Here is a 20,780-nt window from a genome sequence, read left to right as displayed (position 1 = left end):
ACCTGAACCTCGAGGTCAAGTAAAGGTTGAGCAACGATCCGTGGCTGGCGAGGTGAGTTGCGCCGAAGACCGCCTACCCGACCCCACTAGGTTGGGGGTCATGCATTCCTTGCGAAGGCTCGTGAACCGGCACCGCGGCATCCGCCAGATCGGTGCCGGTCTGGGCACCCTGGACCGCGAGGTGTTCGAGGCCATCGCGGAGTCACCCAGCCCGCTGCTCGACGGCTTCATGCCGAAGCTGACGGCCGCCGCCGACCACTCGAAGCTGTGGTTCGCGATCGCGGCCGCACTGACGGCCACAAGGCAGTCGTCGCTACAACGCGGCGCCGGTCGTGGCGTCGCCTCGCTGGCGGTCACCAGCCTGGTGGCCAACCAGGTGGCAAAGCGGGTGTGGAAGCGACCGCGTCCGGAGTGGGCCGCGGTCCCCGTGCTGAGACGATCCCGCCGGATGCCCACCTCGAACTCGCTGCCGTCGGGCCACTCGGCCAGCGCGGCGGCCTTCGCCGTCGGCGTCGGCCTGGAGAACGCGCCCGCCGGCCTCGGATTGGCCCTGCTCGCCGGCATGGTCGGCGTGTCCCGAGTCGCGACGGGTGCGCACTACCCCGGTGACGTGCTGGCCGGTTTCGGTCTCGGCGCCGCGATCGCCGTGGCCGGTGCGCGGATCGTGCCACCGATCGTCGAGGCGCGCGTGCCGGTGGCCGACCCGCTGCGGATACCCACCCTGAAGCGACCCGACGGTGCCGGCGTCGTCCTCGTCATCAACCCCGCCTCGGGCAGCGGCACGGGCGCGCGGGTCATCGAAGAGGCCCGAGAAGCGTTGCCGCGCATGGAGATCGTCGAGCTGGAGAAGGGCGACGACGTCGTCGAGGTCCTCAGTTCGGCGGCCGAGCGAGCCGAGGTGCTTGCCGTCGGCGGCGGCGACGGAACCGTGGCGGCGGCGGCCGGGGTGGCCCTGGCCGCCGAACGCCCGCTCGCCGTCTTCCCCGGCGGCACGTTCAACCACTTCGCCAAGGACATCGGCTGCGACACCGTGGCCCGAACGGTTGAGTCCATCCGCAAGGGCACCGTCGCATGCGTCGACGTCCTGCGCCTCAACGAAACCGGCACCGTGATAAACACGGCCAGCATCGGCGCCTACCCCGCGTTCGTCCAAAAGCGGGAAAAGCTGGAACATCGCATCGGCAAGCCGCTGGCCGGCGTGTACGCGATGTTCTACACGTTGCGACGCGGCCAGCCGGTGCGGATCCAGTACGACAACAAGGTCTTGCAGACCTCACTGTTCTTCCTGGGCAACTCGTCCTATCTGCCGTCGGGCTTCGCCCCGTCGCGCCGACTGCGCATGGACGACGGCCTGATGGACGTGCGCATCCTGGAGACCGAGAAGCGGTTCAGCAAGACGCGCATCCTGACCTCCCTTGCCCTGGGGCGGCTCGTCCGCAGCCCGCTCTATCACGAACTGCGCGTGCCCGAATTCAGCTTCCGTGCCGTGGACGGCCCCACCTTGCTCGCCCACGACGGCGAACTCGCCGACGAGCTGGACGAGGCCACCTTCACCGTGCGCTACCGGGCATTGCCGGTGTTTCGTCCGCTTCCGTAACCCCGGTTCGGTCACCGCGCAGGATGAGCAGACACAGCACGAAGTAGACGTAGCCCATCGCCCAGCCGGCGACGACGTCGGACGGGTGGTGGACGTTGAGCGCGACCCGACCGGCCCCGACGGTCAGCACGACGACGACGGTTGCCGCCACCGCCCACGGTCGCAGGTTCGGTCGCAGTTTCGGCAGGCACACCACCCCGAGGGCCAGCGCCGCGGCCATCGTGCCAAGGGCGTGGCCGGACGGAAACGAGGTCGACAGCGCGTCGACCATGGCGGTCGCCGGCCGGGGTCGGTCGGCCAGCCGCTTCAGCAACTCCGTCAGCACCGCGGCCATCTCGACGCAGACGACGAGGAACACCGCGGTACGCACCTGGCGCTGCCTGAGGGCGTAGACGATCAACCCGACGGTCGCGATGCGAATCACCACCGGGGAGAACACGGTGCACCACACGTCCCAGAAGGTCACCCACGCGGGGTGATCGGCGCCCACGCGCCAGCCCGCCGCCAACATCGACGTGTCGGCCGAGACCAGCCAGCCCCAGTCCCGAACCCAGCCGACCCAGAGGAGCGCGTAGACGGCGCAGCACAGCCCGGCCAGCCACCATCGCCGCGCCGACGAATTAATTGGCATCACGTGTAACACCCTTCACTACCGCACCGATGTGTTGGTTAGAGCTCGCGCTGCCGTCACAACCCCGACTCTTGACGGCAGCGCGAGCCCTTTTCGCTTGTGCTGGGAACACGGTTGTCACAATGCCGAAACAACCTGGATTTACCTTGCAAAACATGACTCAAGAGCTGAGCAAGGAGCCTGACGCGCCCGTCGGGACGGGCCTCGACGCGGGCCTGGATCAGATGACCGCCACCAAGGAGACCTTGGAGGACTACACGCTGCGGTTTGCCCCACGCAGCTACCGCAAGTGGTCGACGCGGGTGGTGGGCATCTCGGCGCTGGGTGGCATCGCCTACCTCGCCGACTTCGCCATCGGCGCCAACATCGGCATCGCCTACGGCACCACGAACGCCCTGTGGGGCATCCTCATCTTTGCCGTCGTGGTCATGCTGACCGGCTTCCCGGTCGCCTACTACTCGGCGCGCTACAACATCGACCTCGACCTGGTCACCCGCGGCAGCGGCTTCGGTTACTACGGGTCGGTGGTCACCAACGTCATCTTCGCGACGTTCACCTTCATCTTCTTCGCCCTCGAGGGCTCGATCATGGCGCAGGGCCTGCAACTGGGCCTCGGCATCCCGCTCTGGATCGGCTATGCAGCCTCGACGCTGATCATCTTCCCGCTCGTCATCTACGGCATGAAGGTGCTCTCGACACTGCAGGTGTGGACGACGCCGCTGTGGCTGGTGCTGATGGTCGCACCGTTCGTCTACCTGGTGGTCAGCCACCCGGAGTCGGTCAGCCAGTTCTTCGCCTACCAGGGCGAGAACGGCGTGCAGGGCTTCGACCTCGGGTCCACGCTGCTGGCTGCCGGCGTCTGCCTGTCGCTGATCGCACAGATCGCCGAGCAGAACGACTACCTGCGCTTCATGCCCCCGAAGACGCCCGAGAACAAGCGCAGCTGGTGGACCTGGATGTTCCTGGCCGGCCCCGGCTGGGTCATCTTCGGTGCCATCAAGCAGATCGTCGGCCTGTTCCTCGCCGTGTACCTGATCGCCAACGTCGCCAACAGCGCCGGCATCGCCAACCAGCCGGTGCACCAGTTCCTGGAGATCTACCAGAACTTCCTGCCGCCGTGGCTCGCCATGACGCTGGCCGTGGTGCTCGTGGTCATCAGCCAGGTGAAGATCAACGTGACCAACGCCTACTCCGGCTCGCTGGCCTGGACCAACTCGTTCACCCGGGTCACCAAGACCTACCCGGGCCGCCTGGTGTTCCTGGGCTTCAACCTTCTGATCGCGTTGGTGCTGATGGAGGCGAACATGTTCGACTTCCTCAACACGATTCTCGGCTTCTACGCCAACTGCGGCATGGCGTGGGTCGTGGTGGTGGCGTCGGACATCGTGTTCAACAAGTACCTGCTGAAGCTCTCGCCGATGCAACCGGAGTTCCGCCGCGGCATGCTCTACTCCTTCAACCCGGTCGGCTTCGGCTCGATGTTGATCGCGGCAGGCCTCTCGGTGATCGCCTTCTTCGGCGGTCTGGGCGAGGCCATCCGGCCGTACTCGCCGCTGGTCGCCATCGGCCTCGGGCTGGTGCTGCCGCCGATCATCGCGCTCGCCACCAAGGGCAAGTACTACCTGCGCCGCACGGACGACGGGATCGACCTGCCGATGCTCGACGAGCATGGCAACCCGTCGGACGCTCACCTCAAATGCCATGTCTGCCACCATGATTACGAGCGACCAGACATGATCAAGTCCGCCAGCGTCGAGGGCTACATCTGCTCGCTGTGTCTCTCGACCGACAAGTCGGGCGAAAACGTCCTCCCAGCTCAAACGTAGAAATTGCGCGACAGGACGGCCATGGTCGATAGTCTTCGACCATGGCCGTCTTCTTGCGCAAGATGCTCGGCATCGGCGGATTGCCCGAGGACATGCGCGCCCAGGTCGACGCCGAGGGCGTGCTGTTCCTGGCCGAGTTCGTCCCGGTGACCTACCGCTTCTCCGGGAAGGTGCCGGGCAAGGTCGCCAAGGGCAACCTCAGCAGCTACGTGGGCGCGGTGGCACTGACCCGTCGACGCCTTCTCGGCACACTGTCCTCGGTGCCGAACAAGGCGGATCGGACCGTCGACCACGAGTGGAATGCGCCCGGCGGCAGCATGGTTCAGGCCACTCTCGACGAGTCGGGGCTGACGCTCAGCGGGTCCGATCTGTCCGTCGTCGACCCCACCTTTGCCGGCTCGGTGTCGCTGCACTACAAGACGCCGCTGCCGGCCGAGGTGCTCGCGGAGCTTCCCGAACGCGAATTCAGCTTCGACGTGCCACCCAAGTTCGTCTACTCGGTCTGTGGCGTGCCCGCGCACTGAGTGAGGATGCGGGGGCCGTGCTCGGTGATCGCGATGGTGTGCTCGGAATGCGCCGTGTTGGAACCGTCCGCCGAGCGCAGCGTCCAGCCGTCCGCGTCGAGGGTCAGCCGGTCGCTGCCGCGGCTCCACCACGGTTCCAGCGCCAGGGTCAGCCCCGGTCGCAACAGCATTCCGCGCCCCCGCCGTCCGCGATTGGGGACGTGGGGATCCTCGTGCATCGTCCGCCCCAAGCCGTGTCCGCCGAACTCGAGGTTGACGCGGTACCCGGCGTCGGCGGCGACCTCGCCGATGGCGGCCGAGACGTCACCGAGCCGACCGCCAGGCACGGCCGCGGCGACGCCGGCAGCCAGGGCTCGTCGCGTCGAGTCGACGAGCGCGCGATCGGCCGGATCCGCGCCGTCGCCGACGACGACCGTGACCGCGGAATCGGCCACCCAGCCGTCGATCGACACCGCGAAGTCCAGGCTCAGCACGTCACCGGCGCGCAGCACGTATGCGCGCGGCTTGCCGTGCAGCACGGCGTCGTTGACCGACAGACAGATGACGTTGCGGAACGGTCCGCGGCCGAATGACGGCGCGTAGTCCCAGTAGCAGGACGTCGCGCCGCGATCGGCGACCAGCTGACGCGCATGGAGTTCGAGCTGCATCAGGTCGACGCCGGGCCGAGCCTCGTCCGACAGGATGGCCAGTACCTGCGCGACGAACTCCCCCGTGACGGCCATCTTGTCGATCTCGTCGGCGGACTTCAATTCGATCATGCGTGGCCTCCTTCCGGGCTCGGTATTGTTATACCGAGCCCACGGTATCAGTAGCGGTATATGAATACCGGCTATGCTGGCCCGCATGGTGCGCGTACCCCTGAGCCCAGAACAGGTTGCGGCCGGTCAACGCCTCGGCGCGCTGATCAGAGCCGCACGAGCCGGTCGCGATCCCGAGGTGATCGCCCGCGCTGCCGGCATCTCCCCCGAGACGCTGCGCAAGATCGAGGTCGGCCGAATCCCCAGCCCCAGCTTCGGCACCGTCATCGGACTCTGCACCGCACTCGGCATGCCACTGGCGGACGCCGCCGAGGCGTGGCAGGGCACCGTCGACCGGCGCATGGCGATCTGACTAGTCCCCGTCGACGTATACCCAGCGACCGCCGCGCCGTTCGAAGCGGCTGCGCTCGTGCATGGACGCGTCGTCGTAGGCAGCGATGAACTCAACCTCGCCGACGTGGTCGTCGCGGCCGCCGGCGACGACGTCGGTGATCCGCAGACCCTTCCACACCAGATCAGCGTCGACCGTCACCGTCGCGGGCCGCGTGCGCGGATGCCAGGTGCGAAAGAGGTAGTCGGCCTCACCCGTCGCATAGGCGGCGTATCGCGATCGCATGAGTTCCTCGGCGGTGGCCGCCTGACGCTCGCCGTGGTGCAGCGGCTGACAGCACGCCTCGTACACGGTGCCGCTGCCGCAGGGACACGGACTACCGAATGAATCGCTCACGACGATCAGCCTGCCCCATTACACGAAATCTCGGTGCCGTGCCGAAACCATCCACAGGCAGTGGAGCGCGAGTTCCCTTGTGCCACTGTGGTTTCACGCGGATTTCTTGTCGGTGGCTCGTACTAGTGTTCGAGTATGAGTTCGGATCGGGTTACCGCGGCAGTTGCCTCGCTGGTGGCCGCCGTCGCCGAACTCGCCGACCTCGACTGTGACCAGTTCACCCACCTCGAATTGGTGGAGTTGCTGGGTGAACTGGAGACGGTGACGTGGCAGCTGCCGACGGTCGGGCACCGGGTGATCGCCCGGCTGCAGCGAGAGGCCTCCCCGGTGGAGTTGGGTGCGAAGTCGTTGGGGTCGGTGCTGACGCAGCGGTTGCGGATCTCGGGCAAGGAGGTCCGCCGCCGGCTCCATGAGGCCGAGGATCTCGGGCCGCGGACGGCGTTCAACGGGCAACCGTTGGCCCCGAAGCTGGCCCCCACCGCCACCGCACAGCAGTCCGGGGCGATCGGACCCGAACACGTCACCGAGATCCGGTCGTTTCTGGACAAGCTGCCGACGTGGGTGGACCCCGAGGTTCGGGAGCTCTCGGAGAAGACCTTGGTGGTCGTCGGGTCCGGCACCGGGCCCGAGGAGGTGAAGAAGGTCGCCGAGAAGCTGGCCGCCGCGATCGACCAAGACGGACCCGAACCCGACGACCGGGACCGGGCGCGGAAACGATCGTTGACGATCGGGCCGCAGCAGGCCGACGGGATGAGCCGCATCACCGGGCTGCTCGACCCCGAAGCGAGGGCGACCCTGGAGCCGATCCTCGCGAAACTCGCCGCCCCCGGCATGTGCAACCCGGCTGATCACGAACCCCGAATCTCGGGGACACCGTCGCAGGAGCAGATCGACGCCGACGACCGCAGCGTCGGGCAACGCACCCACGACGCGCTCATCGCCATCGGACGGTCGGTGTTGAGTTCGGGTGAACTGGGCCAGCACAACGGCTTACCGGTGACCGTTATCGTGTCCACCACCCTGCACGACCTGGAAGCCGCCCGCGGCAGCGGGGTCACCGGTGGTGGATCCCTGCTGCCGATGGCCGACCTGATCAGAATGGCCGCCCACGCCCACCACTACCTGGCGGTGTTCGACAAACACACCACCGAAGCCCTCTACCTCGGCCGCACCAAACGCCTCGCCTCAGCAGGACAACGGATCGTGCTCCATGCGCGGGACCGTGGGTGCACCAAACCCGGCTGCACCGTCCCCGGGTACGGCACCCAGGTGCACCACACCACCGCCTGGGCCGAGAACGGCCACACCAACATCGACGACGTAGTCCTGGCCTGCGGAGCGGACAACCGCCTCGCCGAACACGGCTGGACCGTCCAACTCAGAGACGGTGTCGTCGAGTGGATCCCACCCCCGCAACTCGACGTCGGGCAAGCCCGAATCAACTACCTCCACCACCCCGAACGGCTGCTGGCCACACCGGGGCCGTAGGCACGCGTGATTCACCGAGTTGGCTCGTGACGACCGGATGTCGGCCACCGGGCGTCCGCCAAGCCGGGTGATACACCACGGAAGGGGCCAGCCAGTGGCTTCGGCCGGGAAAGGCTGTGCCACGCCTTGGCGACAGCTCCCAGCCGCTCGCACTCCCTCATATCTCGGGGTAGTCCGCATGGAGGTCGCCGTCGAACAAGCTCCTATAGAAGGCGTTCATCTTTACGGCAGCGGGTGCATGCCTGCTCAAGATCGCGGCGACCATCGGGGGCACATCCTCCGGTATGCGCCCAGCGGCGCACTGAACGATGTAATCACGGGCGACTGTGCCCCCGGCACTGCGCGAGATCGGAATGTCGCAGACATCGGTCACCAGCCAATCGACCAGTCGCATCGCGGCGTAGCCGGCGTCATGCGTGACGTGTCGTCCAACGAAGTCGCGTTCAGCGGCCGACAGCTCGAAGTGCGGCGACGTGGCCAGCCCGAAGTCGCAGAGATAGATCCGCTCCTCGTCGGTGCGCATGTTGCCGAAATGCCCGTCCATGTGCAGCAACTCCCGATCCCGCAGAAACGTCACGATCTCCGAAAGCTGCCGTTCGACCGTGACGGCCTTACCGGCCGGGTCGTCTCGCAACCAATCCGCCATCGGGTACGGGACGTACTCGCAGAACAGCACGAGACTGCACGTTGCGGTAGCCAGCGCTTCCAGACGGGTCCGCACGGCCGGGTGACCATCTTGGGCGGCGACGACGCTGTCGATGTCGGCGTGTTCGGCTGCGATCGGCGACCGACCGGGTAGTACCCGCCAGTGGTGGAGCACCGGGAACGATTGCGTCTCCCCGGCGAGCACGGCGTTGGTGACGACGACGTTCGCGGCCAGCTCGCGCCAGGCGTTGAAACCCGGTCCACCCATGCCGTACTGGCAGTACACCGGCAGGTCGAAGAGGTTCGCCGTGGAGCCCTGGTTGGCGACCTCGCGGTCCGATAGTGGGATCCGCTTGGTGAAAACCGGCACGCCGTCGACGGCGACGATCCCTGATTCCCCGCCCACACCCACGCTCGTAACTCGACCGGTGCCCATCAGCTCAACGAGCTCAAAATCGCTGCAGGAGGCCAGAAACGCCGAAAGTTTGTCGTAGCGCGCAGTTCTGGTGGCCGTCACTGCACGATTGTGTCACCGACCAGACCGCTTCAGGCCGGGTAATGGGCGCCACCTCTGATCATGCTTGCGCGGTCGAACGTGAAACGTGCGCGCGTCAGATCGACCCCGGCATGCCGGGAACTCCCCCTGCCATTCCGGGCATGCCACCCGCGGGCGACCCTCCCTCGTAGGGCGCGCCGTTGGGCATCATGCTTCCCGGTAAACCACTACCCATCGGCGGGGGCATCGGCGGCGGTGGCGGCGGCATGGGCGGCGGAGTGTCGTACACACCGCCCTGGCATGCGAAGGCCCAGGGCTGAGTCGCACAGGCTGGGTCATTTGGATCGGTGGGATCGGCGTTTGCCGGAGCAGTCGCACCCATCGCCGCCAACCCCAGCATTGCCGCGACGACGGAGGATCGAGCCACCCCGTAAGAGTTTGCTGCCATCGGTTCATCACAGCACGAGACGTGGACTCAACCCGCCGTTTTGCCCGAAATTCGTCAGCTCCGGAACACGACACGTTCACGTCGACACGAGCTCAACGGTTGCCGATTCGCCGCTGACCCTGTTCGGTATAGCAACGATGACCGACAACGTGCTCCTCGTGCACTGGCACGACCTCGGACGGTATCTCGGCGCCTACGGCCACGACGACGTGTCCAGCCCCCGGCTGGATCAGCTCGCCGCCGAGGGAATCCTCTTCACGCGGTCGCACGCCACCGCCCCGCTGTGCTCACCGTCGCGGGGCTCGCTGTTCACCGGCCGCTACCCGCAGAGCAACGGGTTGGTGGGGCTGGCCCACCATGGTTGGGAGTACCGCGCAGGGGTGCGCACGCTGCCGCAGATACTGGGCGAATCGGGTTTATACACGGCACTTTTCGGCATGCAGCACGAGACCTCGTTCCCGGCCCGGCTCGGCTTCGACGAGTACGACGTGTCGAATTCGTACTGCGAGTACGTCGTCGAGAAGGCCACCACCTGGCTGCGGCAGGCACCGTCGACGCCGTTCCTGCTGACCGCGGGGTTCTTCGAGACGCACCGGCCCTATCCGCCGGAGCGGTATCAGCCCGCCGACGCCCACACCGTCGAGCTGCCCGACTACCTGCCCGACCTGCCTGGCGTGCGGGAGGACCTCGCCGACTTCTACGGCTCGATCACCGTCGCCGACGCCGCGGTGGGTCAACTGCTCGACACCCTGGCCGAAACGGGGCTCGACGCCACGACGTGGGTGGTGTTCCTCACCGATCACGGTCCTGCCCTCCCCCGTGCCAAGTCGACGCTGTACGACGCGGGCACCGGCATCGCGACGATCGTCCGGCCACCGACGCGGTTCGGCGCACCGGGTCGGACGTACGAGGACCTCTTCAGCGGCGTCGACCTGGTGCCAACCCTGCTCGGGCTGCTGGGGCTGCCGGTACCGGACGACGTGGACGGGCTGTCGCATGCGGCCAACCTCCTCGACGGAATCGGTGAATCCATTCCGGTCCGTTCGGAGGTCTACACCACGAAGACCTATCACGATTCCTTCGATCCGATCCGAGCGATCAGGACGACCGACTTCAGCTACATCGAGAACTACGCGACCCGGCCGCTGCTGGATCTGCCGTTGGACATCGAGGAAAGCGCACCGGGCAAGGCGGTGGCTCCGTTGAGTTCGGCGCCGCGGCCCAGTCGTGAGCTCTACGACTTGCGCACCGATCCCACCGAGCGCAACAACCTGTTGACCGGTGTGGTGAGCAGCGAGTCCGAGGCCGTGGCAAACGAGATGTCGATGCTGCTCAACGATTGGCGAGAAAAGACCAACGACGTCATCCCGTCCGAGTTCGCCGGGACGCGCATCTCCGCCAGATATACCGAAACCTACTTGCACATCAAGGGAATACAATTGCCCAGCCGGTCCGCACTGGCTACCGAACGCGGGATCGACGACCAAGTCCGGATACCGCAATAGTTTTGCTCGTGACGAGTTGAAGATCGCCGCCATGGGCGAATATGCAACCCCATTTTCCTCCGGTTAGGCTCACGCGCATGCCCTCCCCGACCGCATATCTGGTGCTCGCCTCGCAGCGCAGCGGCAGCACCCTTCTGGTCGAGTCGCTGCGCGCGACGGGAGTCGCCGGCGAGCCGCAGGAGTTCTTCCAGTACCTGCCGACGACCAGTCAGTCACCCCAGCCGCGGGAGTGGTTCGCCGAGGCCGGCGACGAGTCGATCATGCGTCTGCTCGACCCGCTCGACGAGGGCAAGCCGGACCTGGCACCGCCGGAGATCTGGCGCGACTACATCCGCACCGTCGGACGCACGCCCAACGGCGTCTGGGGCGGCAAGCTGATGTGGAACCAGACCCCGCTGCTGATGCAGCGCGCCGAAGGGCTGCCGGACCGCTCCGGAACCGGGCTGCTGTCGGCGATCCGCGACGTCGTCGGCTCCGACCCGGTGCTCGTCCACGTCTACCGCCCGGACGTCGTGTCGCAGGCGGTGTCGTTCTGGCGCGCCGTGCAGACGCGGGTATGGCGGGGACGTCCGGACCCCGTGCGCGACGCCAGGGCCGAGTACCACGCAGGAGCCATCGCGCACGTCGTGACGATGCTGCGCGCCCAGGAGGACGCGTGGCGAGCATGGTTTGCGGAGGAACGAATTACCCCGATCGACGTTTCGTATCCCGTGCTGTGGCGCAATCTCACCGAGGTCGTCGGTACCGTGCTGGAGGCGTTGGGGCTTGATCCGCGGTTGGCCCCCGCGCCCGTGCTCGAACGCCAGGCCGACCAGCGATCCGACGACTGGGTCGAACGTTATCGCAGGGATGCGGAGAGGGAGGGCCTGCCCACATGACCGTTGACACCCACGACGCCACTCAGGTCGACGAGCTACGGCTGCTCGAGGCCGAGTCGGTGCACATCATCCGCGAGGTGGTCGCCGAACTGCAGCGGCCGGTACTGCTGTTCTCCGCCGGCAAGGACTCGATCGTGCTGCTCCGGTTGGCGGAGAAGGCCTTTCGCCCGTCGCCGCTGCCGTTTCCGGTGTTGCACGTCGACACCGGGCACAACTTCGACGAAGTGATCGAGTTTCGTGACCGCCGCCTCGCCGAACACGGCCACAAGCTGATCGTCGGCTCGGTGCAGGAGTCCATCGACAGCGGTCGCGTCCAGGAGGTCGGCGGCCCCGCCGGATCCCGCAACCGCCTGCAGACCCGCACGCTGCTCGACGCCCTGGAAGCCGGCGGCTTCGACGCCGCCTTCGGCGGGGCGCGCCGCGACGAGGAACGCGCCAGGGCCAAGGAACGCATTCTGAGCTTCCGCGACGAGTTCGGCCAGTGGGATCCGCGGTCGCAGCGCCCGGAACCGTGGTCGCTGTACAACGGCCGGATCAAGAAGGGCGAACAGGTCAGGGTGTTCCCCCTGAGCAACTGGACCGAGCTCGACATTTGGCGCTACATCGAATTGGAAGGCCTTGAACTGCCGTCGATCTACTTCGCGCACCAGCGCGAGGTGGTCGCCAGGGACGGGATCCTGCTCGCGGTGTCGAAGTACGTTCAGCCCGAAGGCGACGAGAGCTCCGCCGTCGAATGGGTCCGCTACCGCACCGTCGGCGACCTCACCATCACCGGAGCCGTTCGCAGCCACGCCACCGACATCGCCGGTGTCATCACCGAGATCTCCGCGGCCACGGTGTCCGAACGCGGCGAGACCCGCGCCGACGACCGCACGTCCGTGGCGGCGATGGAAGACCGCAAGCGCGAGGGGTATTTCTGATGACGTCGACCACCCGACAACTGCTTCGCATCGCCACCGCCGGATCCGTCGACGACGGCAAGAGCACCCTGATCGGCCGGCTCATGCACGACACCGACAGCCTGCCGCTCGACCACCTCGAAGCCGTCACCGACGACGAGGGCATCGCCGACCTGGCGGCACTGTCGGACGGGCTGCGGGCCGAACGCGAGCAGGGCATCACGATCGACGTGGCGTACCGGTTCTTCTCCACCGACACGCGCAGCTACATCCTGGCCGACACCCCGGGGCACGAGCGGTACACGCGAAACATGTTCACCGGGGCGTCCAACGCCCACGTCGCCATCCTCCTGGTCGACGCTCGAGCCGGGGTGCTGCGGCAGACCCGCCGACACGCCAGGATCGCAAAGCTGTTGGGCATCAAGCACTTCGTCGCCACGGTGAACAAGATCGACCTGGTCGACTTCGACCAGAACCGGTTCGACGAGGTCGCCGGCGAACTGCAGCAGATGGCCGCGCGCCTGGGCGGGGCCGAACTGTCCGTGATCCCCATCGCCGCCAAGCACGGGGACAACGTCGTGCATCGCTCGGAGAACACTCCCTGGTACCCGGGGCCGACGCTGCTGGAGTACCTCGAGGGCGTCGAGCTGTCCGCACCGCAGCCCGAGGCGGCCAAGCTGCGATTCCCGATCCAGTGGGTGTCGCGGCCGACGGCCGAGGAGCGACGGCGTTACACCGGGCGGCTGGCGGCCGGCACGGTCAGCGTCGGCGACGCGATCGTGTCACTTCCGGCCGGCACCCGCTCGACGGTCACCGCGGTCGACACCCTGGACGACGAGCGCACGACGGCCGTTGCGCCACTGTCGGTCTCGATCGAATTGGCCGACGACATCGACGTCGGCCGTGGTGACGTCTTCGTCAGCGGCGCGGACGACGCCGCCCTGCCGGTGCTGGCCCGCGAGCTCGACGCGACCGTGTGCTGGTTCACCGAAACCCCGTTGCGGGCCGGCGACCGGGTCGCCCTGAAGCAGACCAGCAAGACGGTCCGCGCGACGGTTCAGGCCCTGCACACCCGCTTGGATCCCGAGACGCTCGACGAACTGGACAACCCGGTCGAGTTGTCCATCAACGACATCGGCGCGGTGACGCTGCGCACGAGTTCGGTGGTGGTCGCCGACCCCTACTCCGACAACCGCGACAGCGGCGCGTTCATCCTGATCGACGAGACGTCCAACGACACGATCGGCGCCGGCACCATCATCGAGCCGCGCGAAGTCAAGCCGGGCTCCCAGACGCGCAACGACATCCGTTGGCACCCTTCTGCTCTGGATCGCGAGCATCGATGGAAGGCGACCGGCCAGCGCGGTGCCACCATCTGGTTCACCGGCCTGCCCGCATCCGGCAAGTCGACCCTCGCGGTCGCCGTCGAGCGCGCGCTCGTCGAGGCCGGCGACGTCGCCTACCTGCTCGACGGTGACAACATCCGCCACGGACTGTCCGACGACCTCGGCTTCGCGGCCGGCGACCGGACCGAGAACATCAGGCGCGTCGGTCATTTGACGCGACTGTTCGCCGACGCCGGAGTGGTGGCGTTGGCCTCGCTGGTGTCACCGCTGAAGTCCGACCGGGACGTGGCCAGGGCGCTCAGCGACGCCGCGAAGCTGCCGTTCGTCGAGGTGTACATCTGCACCTCGGTCGAGGAGTGCGAGAAGCGCGATCCCAAGGGCCTCTACGCCAAGGCGCGGGCCGGCGAACTCAAGGGCCTCACCGGCGTCGACGCACCCTACGAACCGCCGGAGAACGCCGACCTGGTGCTCGACACCACGGGTGCCGACATCGACGACCTGGTCGCCAAGGTGCTCGAGGTGCTCCGGGTCAAGCGCGACGGCGCATAGGGAGAGGCTCGCCCTCGGATTCGGCGGCGGCACGTCGGCGGCCGTTTATTCCCGCTTCGCACGCAGCGTAACGTCATTCACGGGCAGGCACGCTCTGGCTAAGGTCGACGCATGACCATCAAACTTGGCTATCAGATCCCGAACTTCTCCTACGGCACTGGTGTCGAGCAGCTCTTCCCGACCGTCGTGGCCCAGGCTCGCGAGGCCGACGCCGCCGGATTCGACTCGGTTTATCTGATGGACCACTTCTACCAGCTGCCCGGTCTCGGAACCCCCGACCAGCCGATGCTGGAGGCCTACACCGCGCTGGGCGCCCTGGCGACGGCCACCGAGAACGTCCAGCTCGGCACCCTCGTCACGGGCAACACCTACCGCAATCCCACCCTGCTGGCCAAGGCGATCACCACGCTCGACGTGATCAGCCAGGGCCGCGCCATCCTGGGCCTGGGCGCCGGCTGGTTCGAGCTCGAGCACGATCAGCTGGGTTACGAGTTCGGCACCTTCACCGATCGGTTCAACAAGCTGGGCGAGGCGCTCGAGATCATCCTGCCCATGCTCAAGGGAGAACGACCGACGTTCTCCGGAAGGTACTACCGGACGCAGGAGGCGATGGCCGAGCCCCGCTACCGCGACCACATCCCACTGATGATCGGCGGCAGCGGTGAGAAGAAGACGATTCCGTTGGCGGTCAAGCACTTCGACCATCTGAATCTCATTGCCGGATTCGACGACCTACCCGGCAAGGTCGAGGTGGTCAGGCGGCGTTGCGAGGACGTCGGTCGCGACCCCGCCACTCTGGAGACCAGCACGCTCATCACCGTGATCGTCGACGAGAAGGCCACTCTCGACGACGTGCCGGAGGGCAGTCGGCAGCGCACCGCAATCGGTAGCCCCGAGGCCATTGCCGAGCAGATCAAGGCCAAGGTGTTCGACCAGGGCGTCGGCGGCATCATCTTCAACATGCCGAACTACACGCCCGGCGCCGTCGCGGCGGTGGCCGAGGCGGTAAAGCCGCTGCTTCCGGCGTGAGCGTGTGCAGGGGCGGCTAGCCCACTTGCGCCACGACGAAGATCCGGCGGAACGGGAAGAACGTGCGCCCGTCCGGCCGGGCCGGGTACCTCTCGGCCAGCATGGGGATCAGCTCGCTGCGGAACCGCTGCCAATCGTCTTCTCCGAGTGCACTCTTCACCGGAGTGAGCGCGGTACCGGTGATCCAGTCCAATACCGGGTGCTCACCGGTGAGTTCGTGCACGTAGGTGGTCTCCCACGTGTCGACCGTACAACCGGCGTCGGTGAGCATCCCCGCGTATTCGACGGCCGAGTCGACCACCTTGCCGACGCGAAAGGGGATGTCGCCCAACGCGTCCACCCACCGCGGGCTGCTGGCCAGCTCGCGGACCGCGGCGTGCGACGGTTCGTCGAAGTTGCCCGGCACCTGCACCGCGATCCACGCGCCGGCGGGTAGTTCGCCGGCCCAACGTCGCAGCAGCTCCCGATGCGACGGCACCCACTGCAGCGCGGCGTTGCTCACCAGGACGTCGGTGTCGGGCCTCGGCGTCCACGCCTCCAGGTCGCCGAGGGTGGCGTCCAGCCCGCGCTCGCGTGCCGCGTCGACCATCTCCTGCGAGCTGTCGACCGCCTCGACGACGGCGTCGGGCCAGCGCTCCGCCAGCGTCACGGTCAGGTTCCCCGGCCCGCACCCCAGGTCGACGACGCGGCGCGGCGACTCGGCCCGCACCCGCGACAGCAACTCGTAGAACGGTCGACCGCGGTGGTCTGCGAAGGCCAGGTACACGTCGGGATTCCACATGGTGACATCCTGTCTGACGATGGACGAATCAGCCGACGTACGTGCGATCTGGGAACCGCTCGGGATACCGGGTGTGGTCGACGTCCACACCCACTTCATGCCCAAGCGCGTGATGGACAAGGTGTGGCAGTACTTCGACGCCGCCGGGCCCCTCGTCGGCCGCGCCTGGCCCATCGCGTACCGCACCGACGAGGCCGACCGCCTCCGGACGCTGCGTAGCTTCGGAGTCCGCGCCTTCACCTCGCTGGTCTATCCCCACAAACCCGACATGGCCGCGTGGCTGAATCAGTGGGCGGCCCAATTCGCGTCGACCACGCCGGACTGTCTGGCCACCGCGACCTTCTACCCGGAAGCGGGCGCCACCGAGTACGTCACCGCCGCGATCGACGGCGGCACCCGGGTGTTCAAGGCCCACGTCCAGGTCGGCGGCTACGACCCCACCGACCCACTGCTCGACCCGGTCTGGGGCGTCGTCGCAGAGGCCGGGACACCCGTCGTCATCCACTGCGGTTCCGGGCCGCAGCCCGGCCTGCACACCGGACCCGACCCTATTCGGGCGGTGCTGGCCCGACACCCCCGGCTGCGGCTCGTCGTGGCCCACATGGGCATGCCGGAGTACGGCGACTTCCTCTCACTCGCCGAGAGCTACCCCGACGTCAGGCTCGACACGACGATGGCCTTCACGCCGTTCGTCGAGGAGACACATCCGTTTCCGCCGTCGGAGGGGCCGCGGCTGCTGGCACTCGGTGATCGCATCGTGTTCGGCAGTGACTTCCCCAACATCCCCTACGGTTACGTCGAGGCCATGCGGGTGCTGACCGAGCTGGGCGGCGTGGACGACGACTGGCTGCGCGGCGTGTTCCACGACAACGCCGCCGAACTCTTCGGGCTTGGCACTACAGCGGATTGACAGCGTCTGACGGTTAGCTGCTTTCCGTGACTAGCCGGTGGCCGCGGTGGGGACTCGCCGTTCTGCTGGCGGGTACCGCCGCCGTGTACCTGCCCAACCTGTCCGAATCCGGCTACGGCAACGCCTTCTACGCCGCCGCGGCGCAAGCCGGATCGCGAAGTTGGTCGGCGTGGTTCTTCGGTTCGCTCGACGCCGGTGACTTCATCACCGTCGACAAGCCCCCGGCCTCGCTCTGGGTGACGGGGTTGTCCGTGCGGGTGTTCGGGATGAACTCGTGGGCGGTGCTGGCTCCCCAGGCCGTGATGGGGGTGGCCGCGGTGGGGACGCTCGTCGCGGCCGTCCGCCGCGCGGTGCCCGACCTCGATCAGGGCGCAGCCGCCGGTCTGATCGCCGGTGCGGTCCTGGCCTGCACGCCTGCCGCGGCGCTCGTGTTTCGGTTCAACAACCCGGACGCCTTGCTGGTCCTGCTGCTCGTCGTCGCGGCCTACTGCCTGGCCCGCGCCGTGCAGGCGGCGTCGTGGCGGTGGCTGGCCGCGGTCGGGCTGGTGATGGGTGCGGCGTTCTTGACCAAGATGCTGCAGGGTTTCCTCGTGCTGCCCGGATTCGGCCTCGCCTACCTGGTGGCCGCGCCGACGACGTGGCGTAGTCGGCTGCTGCACGTCGCCGCCGGAGCGGCAGCGCTGGTGCTCGCGGCGGGTTGGTGGGTGCTCGCCGTGCAGCTGACGCCCGTGGGCTCGCGGCCCTACGTCGGCGGCTCGACCGACGACTCCGTGCTCAACCTCGCGTTCGGGTATAACGGGATGAGCCGACTGGTCGGACGCGGATCGGACTGGGACGGGCCAACACTCGGCCCGCGGAGCACGGCGACGGGTCTGCACCGGCTGTTCGTCACCGAGATGGCGAACGAGATCTCCTGGCTGCTGCCCGCCGCCCTGTTCGCCGTGGCCTACGGCGCCTACCTCGCCGCGCGCGGGCGACTGGACCGCACGGAGTGGGCGGCCCTCCTGTCGTGGGGTGGCTGGCTTCTGGTGACGAGCCTGGTCTTCAGCCTCATGAACGGCACGATCCATCCGTACTACACCGCCGCCATGGCGCCGGCGGTCGGCGCGACGGTGGGACTGGGCTGCATGTGGGCCTGGCGGTTTCGGGCGGCGTGGGACGGCCGGCTGGCCATGGTCGCCCTGACGGGACTCGGCGCTTGGTGGTCGTGGATCCTGTTGCACCAGAATCACTTCGGGCCGCGGTGGCTACCCGGAGTCGTCCTCGCCACGTGGCTGGTGGCATCGGTGAGCATCCTGGTCGGGCGGCTCAAGCCGATGACGGCGGGGCTCGTCGCGGGGGCGGCGGCAGCGGTGGCGGGCACGGTCGCGTTCACGTTCGCGACGGTCGCGACGCCGCATCACGGGGCCGTCCCCACCGCCGTCGCCGGACCGGGCCAGAGCCCGCACACCGTCGGCGGCTGGACCGGCGACGAGGCCACCAACCCAACGCTGGCCGCCATGCTCACGGCGACCACGACCCGGTGGTCGGCGGCCACCAACGGGTCGCAGTCGGCGGCGGCACTGGAACTGGCCACCGGGACGTCGGTGATGGCGATCGGCGGGTGGAGCGGCGACCCGACGCCCACCCTCGCCCAGTTCGTCGACGACGTGCACGCCGGCCGAGTCGCCTACTACGTGGAGGCCGGCCGTGGCGGCGCGGCGCGACCGGAGGGTCCGGTGATCCGGTCGGAGAACCACGGCCCGTCCCACGTCAGGGAGATCGCCGACTGGGTGGACGCCCACTATCCGGGGATCCCGGTCGGTACGTCGCTGGTGTACCGCCTCAGTCCGTGACGGCTCGATCCTTGACCGCGCTGACCAAACTGTTCGCCGCTGCCATCGGGCCGGCGTCGGGATCGTCGGCCGGGATCGGTCGCCCGACGGCGGCCAGGTACGTGGCCAGGGGCGTCGGCCTGGCGTGCCACCCGCGGGCGCCGAACCACTCGTCGGCGGGCGCGATCTGCTCGTTGTAGATCAGCGTGAAGAAGGTGCCCTCTTGGCCGGCGTCGCGTTCCTCCTGCTGCTTGGCCTCGAACACTGGCGCAGGCATGGGCCTGCCCTCCTCCACGGCGATCCGGCTGCCCGGAGCCGACAGGCCGTCCATTCCGGCGAACAACTGGTCCTGCGCCGCCGCGGGAAGGTAGATCAGCAGGCCTTCGGCGATCCACGCGGTGGGTGCCGACGGGTCGAAGCCGGCGTCGGCGAGCGCCCGCGGCCAGTCGTCGCGCAGGTCGACGGCGACCTCGCGCCGGTCGGCGCGTGGCGAGTCGCCGAGTTGGGCCATGACTTCCCGCTTGAACGCCAGCACCTTGGGCTGGTCGAGCTCGAAGATCACCGTGCCGTCGGCCCACGGCAGCCGGTACGCGCGCGAGTCGAGGCCCGCCGCGACGATCACGACCTGTCGCACGCCCGCGGCGACGGCGTCGGCGAAGTAGGCGTCGAAGTACTTCGTCCTGGCGGCCTGAAAGGACACGAAGTACCCGCCGAAGTCGCCCTCGAGCAGTTGCCTGCCGTGGCTGCCCGACGCGTGGCCGTCCATCATGTCGGACCACTCGCCTCCGGCCGCCCGGCAGAAGGCCTCGGCGTAGGGGTCGAGCACCAGGGGTTCGGGACGCTTGGCCTCCAAAGCCCTTGCCGCGGCGACGAACAGGGCTGTCGAGCCAACGCTGGTGGTGATGTCCCACGTGTCTCGTTCGTCGCCGTCGGGTCGCACTCAGCCGACGATACGCCCGCACCCCGACTACACCAACGGGCGACCGGTCTTGATGCGCCAGTCGAGATCCTTGAGCAGGACGTTGAACGGGAACTGCCGGACGGGGCGCGGCGTCAGGTGGGTGGCGGTGCGCAACAGTGCCATCAACCGGTCGAAGCGACGCTGACGACGGGCATCCCACGGCAGCCGCATTTCGTCCCGAAAGCGTTGCGGGAGAAAGCCCGTCGTGATCAACAGGGCCAGTGCTTCGTTGCGGCGCTGCAGCGGTCCCGGCAGCCGCACCCCGCGGATCCGGCTCGCGGCGATCGGGTACAGGTACTCCCGGACCGTGTCGTCGATGTGCACCTTCGCCAGCTGCTCCTCCCAGTACGCGTCGAAGGCGGCCCGGTCGGCCGGCCACATCTCCAGCGGCACCTGCAGCGTGGTGCCGAGCGAACTGCCCTCCGCGTAGTGCCGATCGGCGGTCTCGTCGTCCATTTCGCCGACGAACGTGCGGTAGGAGTCCACGGCGCCCTTGTACAGGCAGGCGGCCACCCACATCTGCAGGTCCTTGTCGAAGGCGTGGTACGTCACCGGGCTCTCGTCGGTGGAGTACACCTGCGCGTGGGCGTTGTTCACCGCGCGGCGGAAGGCGGCCTTCTGCTCGTCGCTGCCCCGGCCCGCGACGGCCAGGTAGGTGAACGTGGTGCGCGCCCGCTTGATCGGATGCAGGTCGACCCGGCCGCTCTCGACGCGACTCTCCAGCACGCCGTAGCCCACGCCCGGCCTGGCCAGCTGCATGATGACGTTCGCGGGCCCGAGCAGCAGACCCACTCCGAGCAGCCCCTCGTCGACGGTCGGACCGCGCCGCCGGCGCGGTCGACGCCGCGCCGAGGGTGCGGCGGGTGCATTGATCGCACGCTCGACGTGACTGTTGCCGACCGCCATGGGTCCACCCCTCATATCTGACAACGAATGTTTCCAGATATTGCTCCCGGCGGCCGCCAGGT

The 20,780-nt window shown here is 68.0% G+C and carries 19 protein-coding genes; 12 read left to right on the top strand and 7 right to left on the bottom strand.

Annotated elements, in window-relative coordinates:
- Nucleotides 1-100 precede the first annotated feature (100 nt).
- Nucleotides 101-1,597: a bifunctional phosphatase PAP2/diacylglycerol kinase family protein gene (locus H7J06_RS28850; protein ID WP_264042888.1), complete on the top strand. Its 1,497-nt coding sequence runs from the start codon at nt 101-103 to the stop codon at nt 1,595-1,597.
- On the opposite strand, the gene H7J06_RS28845 is transcribed toward H7J06_RS28850, so the two are convergent.
- Nucleotides 1,551-2,228, bottom strand: coding sequence for a phosphatase PAP2 family protein (locus H7J06_RS28845; RefSeq protein WP_264042886.1), 678 nt, complete (start codon nt 2,226-2,228; stop codon nt 1,551-1,553). The genes H7J06_RS28850 and H7J06_RS28845 overlap by 47 nt on opposite strands.
- Before the next feature lie 155 nt (nt 2,229-2,383).
- On the opposite strand from H7J06_RS28845, the gene H7J06_RS28840 reads away from it, so the two are divergent.
- Together H7J06_RS28840 and H7J06_RS28835 are read left to right on the top strand one after the other, a co-directional pair.
- Nucleotides 2,384-4,054 carry a purine-cytosine permease family protein gene (locus H7J06_RS28840; protein WP_372515426.1) on the top strand — a complete coding sequence of 557 codons (1,671 nt, stop codon included), beginning with the start codon at nt 2,384-2,386 and terminating at the stop codon, nt 4,052-4,054.
- 41 nt (nt 4,055-4,095) lie between these two features.
- Nucleotides 4,096-4,578: a hypothetical protein gene (locus tag H7J06_RS28835; protein WP_264042884.1), complete on the top strand. Its 483-nt coding sequence runs from the start codon at nt 4,096-4,098 to the stop codon at nt 4,576-4,578.
- On the opposite strand, the gene map is transcribed toward H7J06_RS28835, so the two are convergent.
- A complete protein-coding gene (gene map, locus H7J06_RS28830) occupies nt 4,548-5,336 on the bottom strand; it encodes a type I methionyl aminopeptidase (RefSeq protein WP_264042883.1) in 789 nt (262 codons plus the stop codon). The two genes, H7J06_RS28835 and map, sit on opposite strands and share 31 nt — an antisense overlap.
- Before the next feature lie 85 nt (nt 5,337-5,421).
- On the opposite strand from map, the gene H7J06_RS28825 reads away from it, so the two are divergent.
- On the top strand, nt 5,422-5,688 hold the full coding sequence (locus H7J06_RS28825; RefSeq protein ID WP_264042881.1) for a helix-turn-helix domain-containing protein: 267 nt from the start codon (nt 5,422-5,424) through the stop codon (nt 5,686-5,688).
- Here H7J06_RS28825 and H7J06_RS28820 read toward each other — a convergent pair whose 3' ends face one another.
- On the bottom strand, nt 5,689-6,063 hold the full coding sequence (locus H7J06_RS28820) for a YchJ family protein (RefSeq protein ID WP_264042879.1): 375 nt from the start codon (nt 6,061-6,063) through the stop codon (nt 5,689-5,691).
- Between the two features lie 135 nt (nt 6,064-6,198).
- On the opposite strand from H7J06_RS28820, the gene H7J06_RS28815 reads away from it, so the two are divergent.
- Nucleotides 6,199-7,551 carry an HNH endonuclease signature motif containing protein gene (locus H7J06_RS28815; protein WP_264042877.1) on the top strand — a complete coding sequence of 451 codons (1,353 nt, stop codon included), beginning with the start codon at nt 6,199-6,201 and terminating at the stop codon, nt 7,549-7,551.
- Nucleotides 7,552-7,708: 157 nt separating this feature from the next.
- Here H7J06_RS28815 and H7J06_RS28810 read toward each other — a convergent pair whose 3' ends face one another.
- Nucleotides 7,709-8,713, bottom strand: coding sequence for a serine/threonine protein phosphatase (locus H7J06_RS28810; protein WP_264042875.1), 1,005 nt, complete (start codon nt 8,711-8,713; stop codon nt 7,709-7,711).
- A gap of 564 nt (nt 8,714-9,277) precedes the next feature.
- Between H7J06_RS28810 and H7J06_RS28805 the strand changes: the two genes are divergently transcribed.
- From H7J06_RS28805 to H7J06_RS28785, 5 genes are all read left to right on the top strand, one after another.
- Nucleotides 9,278-10,645, top strand: coding sequence for a sulfatase family protein (locus H7J06_RS28805; protein WP_264042873.1), 1,368 nt, complete (start codon nt 9,278-9,280; stop codon nt 10,643-10,645).
- A 77-nt stretch (nt 10,646-10,722) separates the two neighbouring features.
- Complete coding sequence (stf0, locus tag H7J06_RS28800) at nt 10,723-11,523, top strand: trehalose 2-sulfotransferase (RefSeq protein ID WP_264042871.1); 801 nt, start codon at nt 10,723-10,725, stop codon at nt 11,521-11,523.
- Nucleotides 11,520-12,443: a sulfate adenylyltransferase subunit CysD gene (gene cysD, locus H7J06_RS28795; protein ID WP_264042869.1), complete on the top strand. Its 924-nt coding sequence runs from the start codon at nt 11,520-11,522 to the stop codon at nt 12,441-12,443. Before stf0 ends, cysD begins: the two co-directional genes overlap by 4 nt.
- On the top strand, nt 12,443-14,317 hold the full coding sequence (gene cysC, locus H7J06_RS28790; RefSeq protein ID WP_264042867.1) for a sulfate adenylyltransferase subunit CysN: 1,875 nt from the start codon (nt 12,443-12,445) through the stop codon (nt 14,315-14,317). Before cysD ends, cysC begins: the two co-directional genes overlap by 1 nt.
- Before the next feature lie 111 nt (nt 14,318-14,428).
- Nucleotides 14,429-15,346 (top strand): LLM class F420-dependent oxidoreductase, encoded by a 918-nt coding sequence (locus H7J06_RS28785; RefSeq protein ID WP_264042865.1) that lies wholly within the window; start codon nt 14,429-14,431, stop codon nt 15,344-15,346.
- Between the two features lie 16 nt (nt 15,347-15,362).
- Here the strand turns inward: H7J06_RS28785 and H7J06_RS28780 are convergent, their stop codons facing one another.
- Nucleotides 15,363-16,127, bottom strand: a complete 765-nt coding sequence (locus H7J06_RS28780) for a trans-aconitate 2-methyltransferase (protein WP_264042863.1) — start codon at nt 16,125-16,127, stop codon at nt 15,363-15,365.
- A 19-nt stretch (nt 16,128-16,146) separates the two neighbouring features.
- Between H7J06_RS28780 and H7J06_RS28775 the strand changes: the two genes are divergently transcribed.
- Together H7J06_RS28775 and H7J06_RS28770 are read left to right on the top strand one after the other, a co-directional pair.
- Nucleotides 16,147-17,037: an amidohydrolase family protein gene (locus tag H7J06_RS28775; protein WP_264042862.1), complete on the top strand. Its 891-nt coding sequence runs from the start codon at nt 16,147-16,149 to the stop codon at nt 17,035-17,037.
- A 26-nt stretch (nt 17,038-17,063) separates the two neighbouring features.
- Complete coding sequence (locus H7J06_RS28770; protein WP_264042860.1) at nt 17,064-18,872, top strand: ArnT family glycosyltransferase; 1,809 nt, start codon at nt 17,064-17,066, stop codon at nt 18,870-18,872.
- Here H7J06_RS28770 and H7J06_RS28765 read toward each other — a convergent pair.
- A complete protein-coding gene (locus tag H7J06_RS28765) occupies nt 18,862-19,791 on the bottom strand; it encodes a class I SAM-dependent methyltransferase (RefSeq protein ID WP_264042858.1) in 930 nt (309 codons plus the stop codon). The genes H7J06_RS28770 and H7J06_RS28765 overlap by 11 nt on opposite strands.
- Nucleotides 19,792-19,818: 27 nt before the next feature.
- Nucleotides 19,819-20,718, bottom strand: coding sequence for an oxygenase MpaB family protein (locus H7J06_RS28760; RefSeq protein WP_264042856.1), 900 nt, complete (start codon nt 20,716-20,718; stop codon nt 19,819-19,821).
- Between the last annotated feature and the right edge of the window lie 62 nt (nt 20,719-20,780).

This window comes from Mycolicibacterium hodleri (assembly GCF_025822245.1).
In the GTDB taxonomy this organism is placed as follows: domain Bacteria; phylum Actinomycetota; class Actinomycetes; order Mycobacteriales; family Mycobacteriaceae; genus Mycobacterium; species Mycobacterium hodleri.
Note: the sequence above shows the minus strand (reverse complement) of the source record. Positions and strands in the feature narration are given on the sequence as shown.